Origin of the sequence: Asticcacaulis benevestitus DSM 16100 = ATCC BAA-896, from assembly GCF_000376105.1 — a bacterium.
Taxonomy (GTDB): Bacteria; Pseudomonadota; Alphaproteobacteria; order Caulobacterales; family Caulobacteraceae; genus Asticcacaulis; species Asticcacaulis benevestitus.
The window spans coordinates 1-4,663 of record NZ_AQWM01000075.1 but is presented as its reverse complement, the minus strand read 5'-3'; the positions used below and the strand labels follow the sequence as shown (position 1 = coordinate 4,663).

General features: G+C 55.2%; 6 protein-coding genes. 4 read left to right on the top strand and 2 right to left on the bottom strand.

The genetic code is table 11. The features are described 5' to 3' along the window. Both B060_RS27895 and B060_RS0123280 read left to right on the top strand, forming a co-directional pair. Nucleotides 1–242, top strand: a 242-nt coding sequence (locus B060_RS27895; protein WP_211210486.1) for a hypothetical protein, incomplete at its 5' end; no start/stop codon positions are given. Between the two features lie 195 nt (nucleotides 243–437). Beyond that, nucleotides 438–935, top strand: coding sequence for a hypothetical protein (locus tag B060_RS0123280; RefSeq protein WP_018084188.1), 498 nt, complete (start codon nucleotides 438–440; stop codon nucleotides 933–935). 235 nt (nucleotides 936–1,170) lie between these two features. Here the strand turns inward: B060_RS0123280 and B060_RS0123275 are convergent, their stop codons facing one another. Beyond that, the gene (locus tag B060_RS0123275; protein ID WP_018084187.1) at nucleotides 1,171–2,070 is read right to left on the bottom strand and encodes a HEPN domain-containing protein; all 900 of its coding nucleotides are present in this window, start codon (nucleotides 2,068–2,070) and stop codon (nucleotides 1,171–1,173) included. Nucleotides 2,071–2,338: 268 nt separating this feature from the next. Between B060_RS0123275 and B060_RS0123270 the strand changes: the two genes are divergently transcribed. Continuing rightward, nucleotides 2,339–2,650, top strand: coding sequence for a DUF736 domain-containing protein (locus B060_RS0123270; protein ID WP_018084186.1), 312 nt, complete (start codon nucleotides 2,339–2,341; stop codon nucleotides 2,648–2,650). Nucleotides 2,651–3,030: 380 nt separating this feature from the next. Here the strand turns inward: B060_RS0123270 and B060_RS0123265 are convergent, their stop codons facing one another. Further along, complete coding sequence (locus tag B060_RS0123265) at nucleotides 3,031–3,303, bottom strand: hypothetical protein (RefSeq protein WP_018084185.1); 273 nt, start codon at nucleotides 3,301–3,303, stop codon at nucleotides 3,031–3,033. A gap of 227 nt (nucleotides 3,304–3,530) precedes the next feature. Between B060_RS0123265 and mobQ the strand changes: the two genes are divergently transcribed. Continuing rightward, a partial coding sequence (gene mobQ / locus B060_RS0123260; protein ID WP_018084184.1) for a MobQ family relaxase occupies nucleotides 3,531–4,663 on the top strand: 1,133 nt, incomplete at its 3' end.

The window sequence follows — 4,663 nt, the reverse complement described above, 5'->3', positions numbered from 1 at the left end:
GATCAACTTGGCAAGCCGAACCAACTCATGGTCAGGATCAAGGATCTGATCCAGCTCAGAGCGAAATAGGTCAGCACCACTGGGTTTGGCTGGCGGCTTGGGAAGCATGGACGGCCCTCACGGATAACAGAACCACATACAAGCACGGCCACTCAGAACCGGAAATCCCAAATCAAAACCACGGAGGATTTCGCAAGCTTTTGGCGCAAAACAGCCGAAACCTTGCGATTCAATATACATGAAAACACCATTTTATCAATATAATTCAATATATTGAGCATTTTTCACGGCCGACTATCTCCATTGTCGCAGTACGTTTGCTTTTGAACTCAGGAAGAGCAAGATCGGCAGAGATCTGGTAGCGTGGATCACCTTCCGGAATCATGACTAACCGTTGCTCGTAGTAAGCATTTTTTTGATATTTCGCAGGTCGGAAGATGAATTCTAAGCCCTCGCTTTCACAGCTCGAAGCCTACCTAGCCGACCACGGCCGTGACGCCGGAAAATATGACGGCCTTGACTTGTCACACTATGTCCCCCGAAGACACCGAGACAAAGAGGCCTACCTTCGGGATGGTCAAGATGTTTTCTACGAATTGGTTCGGGATTTCCTGCGGCAGCAGCCCAACCGGGTTCGCTTGATGATTGAGTTTACCACCGATCCAGGCATGGGCGTTTCGAGTGCGCTCGAATACCTGCGTGACATAGTAGATCCGGAACAGGACTCCTCAAACAATCATGAGGCGCTTTTTTATAGAGCGTTAGGCGGAGGCACGGATTGGTGGGCAATGGAGTATTGCACAGCCAATGGAATTGATACGGGCACCAAGATGATAGATGGTCGCCCAAAAGTGTATATGTTTGCTCATTTTCTCCAAGATATTTTGCGACAAGCAAAAGAAGAAGGCTTAATTAAATCAGAAGGTGGGATTTGAAAATGGAAAATATCTTCTTAGATACTACGCTGTTTACTAGTTGGTGATGTAATGCTGCCGGGTCATGACCTCAAAAATGCACCGACGCAAACAGTATTTTTTAGGTTAAGAGTGGGCAATGGCGGCTTCCAAACGTGTTCATGACATTATTGGACCTATCGACTATTAGGGGGCACCTTTGGCCCTTCTATAGCGAGATAGGGCAGTACCCTGCGATATGGACAGAAGACAGAAATTATAAAGCGATGTGCGCTTCGCAAATTTGCTTAGTCTTTTCCGTCAGTAGGCCAACCCGCTCTTGCAGCCAGGCTAGCTCGTCGGCTGTGATTTCATATTCCGCTGAATAGCGCGCTTCGACATAGGCCCGTTGCAGCTTCGCGAAACAGCGCCGCGCGAATTTACTATCATCTGGCCATACGTCGCGGAGCCCAGTGTCGAGGCCCTCGGCTTGTGATCTTAGGAAACTCAGGCGGTGAGATTTTGGGCTGTAAAGCGTGACGACCAGAAGGATGCAGTGATAGAGGGCTTCAACAGTTTGATGGCAGTCGAAGGCTGCATGCTTTAGCTGACCATCTGCAAAACTGTTCTGCGCTCGTTTCAAATTGTAGACGGCCTTTGGAAACCACTGCTCGTAATACCCCTTAGCCTCAGCCTTGATCTCCTCCGGCGTCAAAGGCTTCGCTTTTGCCAGCGGATGCCCCTCCGCCTCAAACAGCATGATGCCGTCGCGTGCGATGTCGCTAAAGAAGGGCCGCCCACGCGCCAGTTGGTCGTTCACATCCTGGAGGCTGTGCACGATAAAACTGACCGGCGTCTTTAGCTCATGGGTGAGGGTGTATTCGCGCACGAAGGTGTCGTCCGCCACCGACCAGTATTCCTGCAAATCGGTGAGCTCATGGCCACTGACCACGATCAGGATGTCGTAGTCTGAGCGATAGCCCGATAGGCGGTCTTCAATCCAGTCGCCGCGTGCGTAGGACCCGAACAGGATCACCTTGAGGATGCGGCCGGCCTTGCGCTTATCAGACTGCTTCGTCTTTGTGGCTTCTCCAAAGGCGTCAAACAACACCTTCACCACGTGCTCAAGCTCGCGGCGTTTGGTGTCCGGAAGATGGTCCAGGGCGTCTGGCGACATGAATATTCCCGCAGTGTCCTACCGGTATAGTTCGCCCGGACTCGGTCCGCAATCCCCACACGGTTCCATCTGATGGGAAGGCGCCGATCGCGATCTCATTCATGCAGCTTTGGACATAAGCCGGACCATCCGGCAACGCCGGTCTTGCGCCCGGCGTCCTCCACTGCGTTTCAGCCCCTACGGGGTGCAGGAGGTCCGGTCTCACGTCCATGGGCGCGGCATCGAGGTCGCGACAGGCGCGATCCGATTTTCAGAAAGGTACCTTCTCATGGCTATCATCGGCACCTTTACGGCTTCGGGCCATAACTTCACAGGTAAGATCAACACGCTAAAACTGGATGTCGACATCCGCATCGTGGCCATCGAGGCCCCATCAGAGAACAGCCCCGACTTTCGTTTGATGGCAGGCGATGTTGAGGTTGGCGCCGGCTGGAAACGGACAGGACGCGATAGCGGAGGTGAATACCTTTCCGTCAAGTTCGACGATCCGACGTTCCCGCATCCGGTCTATGCCAGCCTGGTTGCCAGCGACGTGCCAGACGTCTTTCATCTGATCTGGAGCCGCCCCTCGGGCAACTGAGCTTTGCGTCAGGCCTCGTCGGTCATCGGCGAGGCCTTTTTTCATCCAGCACGCAGGCCGTCCTATGGCGGATCAAGCCTCCCATTGAACGAGGCACAATCGTTGTCGCCCAGCTTCCCGGCGACCCTCGGCCTTTGAGAAGTCAGGGAACAGAAATTGCAAATTCTGGCGCGGATTCTGCACCTCGTCTGGTGTCAAAAGCGGCCGGCCGATATGCCGCTTTGAATATGACAATCCGCCGTCCTGTCTGTCGAACGCACGGGTGATATTCCGGCCAAATGACTGGGGCTAACCCAGGCGTTCTTTTGTGTGTTTGTTCAATGCAAAATTCCGCCACTAGAGGCCGCCACTGCCCAATGTTATCGGCGCAGGTATGCCCTCTATTTCGCTGCCTTGTCCGAACCGATCAGGTCGTCAAACAAGACCTTGTCGGTCTCGCGTGTGAGAAACCCCGGTAGCTCACGTTGGATGAAGTCGCGCAGATAGTCGGCACTGGCCTCGTTACCGTCTTCAATGCGGTGAAGAACGAGCGCACCCAGCAGCACCTTACGGCGGGTATCTCTGGCCCGTTCGTCCTTGGTCAGCCTGGCCTGCAAGGTCTTTCTCTGGGCATCCAGCTGGGCCAGCCGCTCTTCGATGGATTTACGCGCCATTGTGTTACCCCTGTAACAACTCCACGATGCTTTATTTTGCCAAACTCGACTCTTGATTGCAAGTCTTTTTATGGTACTCTGAGACCGTATGTGTTGTGTGTCTCGGGCCTGGCAAATGTGCAGCACACCTGAGCAATCGTAGCGTAGCGGAGATTTTGAAGGGCGCACTTACGAGTTGCTTTGCAACTCAGATGCGCGCCGGCAGGGGCCGGCGAAGGGATAGGGCAATGGCGATTTATCATCTGAGCATGAAAACCGTCTCCCGTGCATCGGGCCGCTCGGCCGTGGGCGCGGCCGCCTATCGTTCCGGCACGCGCCTGACCAATGAGCGCGATGGCCTGACGCATGACTACACCCGCAAGGGCGGTATCGAGCATTCGGAGATTGTGCTGCCGGACGGCAGCAATGCCGAATGGGCGCGCGACCGGGAGACGCTTTGGAATGCCGCTGAGTTTGCGGAGAAGCGCAAGGACGCACGTGTGGCCCGCGAAATCGAAGTCGCCTTGCCGCATGAGCTGACGGGGGAACAGAGACTCGAGCTGGTACGGGAGTTCTCTCAAGGTTTGGCCGATCGTTATGACGTGGCAGTGGACTTCGCTTTGCATACGCCCGATCAGGATATGGATATCCGCAACCACCATGCGCACATCATGTTTACGACAAGGCAGGTGACCGAAGAATGGCTTGGCGACAAGACCGACCTTGAACGTGAAAACAAATGGCTGAAGGCTAATGATCTGGCCACAACCCACGAGCAGCTGAAAGCCCTGCGTGTCGAGTGGGAAGAAACGGCTAATCTTCATCTTGCCCGCGCCGGTCATGATATCCGCATCGATCATCGTTCACACCAGGACCGGGGGCTGGAGATCGAGCCGACCCAGCACGTCGGCGTGCATGCCACGCAGATGGACCGGCACGGCAAGGCGGTTGAGCGCGAGCGGCTGGCCGAGGAGGCGAGGGTTAGAAACGCCGAATTGATCCGTGAAAACCCCGATCAGGTGCTGACGCTGATCACCGGTGAGAAGAGCGTGTTTGATCGCCGTGATGTCGCCCGTACGCTGCACAGGTACATCAATGACGACCCGTCTGAGTACCAGGCTCTCTATTCAAAAGTCATGGCGTCAGACGAACTGGTGCGGATCTCTGACGGACCTGACGGCATTCGCTATTCGACGAAGGAAATGATCGACCTGGAAACTGGCATGGCACGCGACGTCTCGGCCATGTCCGGACGTTCCAGTCATGGTGTCAAGGATAGGCATGTCGATCGCGCCATTGACCGGCAGGGCGATGCGATACGGCGTGGCGTCGCTGCCGGCTTGCCGGATGACCTGGCCGCCGATCAGCGCGCGCGCCTGAT

Excerpts from the sequence above, each read along its gene's own strand:
- B060_RS0123280 (WP_018084188.1), top strand. The coding sequence starts at position 438 with ATGAATTCTAAGCCCTCGCTTTCACAGCTCGAAGCCTACCTAGCCGAC.
- B060_RS0123275 (WP_018084187.1), bottom strand. The coding sequence starts at position 2,070 with ATGTCGCCAGACGCCCTGGACCATCTTCCGGACACCAAACGCCGCGAG.
- B060_RS0123270 (WP_018084186.1), top strand. The coding sequence starts at position 2,339 with ATGGCTATCATCGGCACCTTTACGGCTTCGGGCCATAACTTCACAGGT.
- B060_RS0123265 (WP_018084185.1), bottom strand. The coding sequence starts at position 3,303 with ATGGCGCGTAAATCCATCGAAGAGCGGCTGGCCCAGCTGGATGCCCAG.